Below are 436 nucleotides of genomic sequence, written 5' to 3'. Positions count from 1 at the left end.
AACCCGTGCACCCGACCAACAAGGTCAAGATCGCCGTCTTCTGGCTGTACGTGATGATCCCGCTCGCGTGGGGCGTGTTCAACACGCGCTCGCAAGCGATGAAGCTGGTCCAGTAAGCGAACCCGCGCCCCGCCGCCCGCACCGCGGGGCGCGCGGGGCGCCTTCGATTTGCCGCCGGCAGCTCTCGCCGGCTGGCTTCCCTTGCTACCACTGATAAGCGGCGCCGGCGCCGACCGCCGTGGTCACCGAACTTATGCCCGCGCTCAGCTTCACCTTGAAGTTCTGCGCGACGCGCGCCGACAGCCCCACGGCCACCGCCTGATAACCCATGTAACCCGCCGTGCCTACGCCGATGGCGAGGTTCTTCGTCGCGTCGACTTCGGGGACCATGGTCATTGCCATCGCGGACGCCGTTCCCGCATACGCGCGCCGCGCC

2 protein-coding genes are annotated in these 436 nt (G+C 68.1%); one reads left to right on the top strand and one right to left on the bottom strand.

What is annotated here, in order from left to right; genetic code table 11:
• Window positions 1-5: 5 nt before the first annotated feature.
• Entirely contained in the window at window positions 6-116 is a 111-nt protein-coding gene (locus SB753_RS34890) for an oxalate:formate antiporter (RefSeq protein WP_410804594.1), read from the top strand.
• A gap of 88 nt (window positions 117-204) precedes the next feature.
• On the opposite strand, the gene SB753_RS34885 is transcribed toward SB753_RS34890, so the two are convergent.
• Window positions 205-436, bottom strand: a 232-nt coding sequence (locus SB753_RS34885; RefSeq protein WP_410804592.1) for a YadA C-terminal domain-containing protein, incomplete at its 5' end; no start/stop codon positions are given.

Source organism: Paraburkholderia sp. SIMBA_053, assembly GCF_046534895.1.
GTDB classification, from domain to species: Bacteria; Pseudomonadota; Gammaproteobacteria; order Burkholderiales; family Burkholderiaceae; genus Paraburkholderia; species Paraburkholderia caledonica.
The sequence above is the reverse complement of the archived record's forward strand: the minus strand, read 5'-3'. Positions and strand labels throughout refer to the sequence as shown.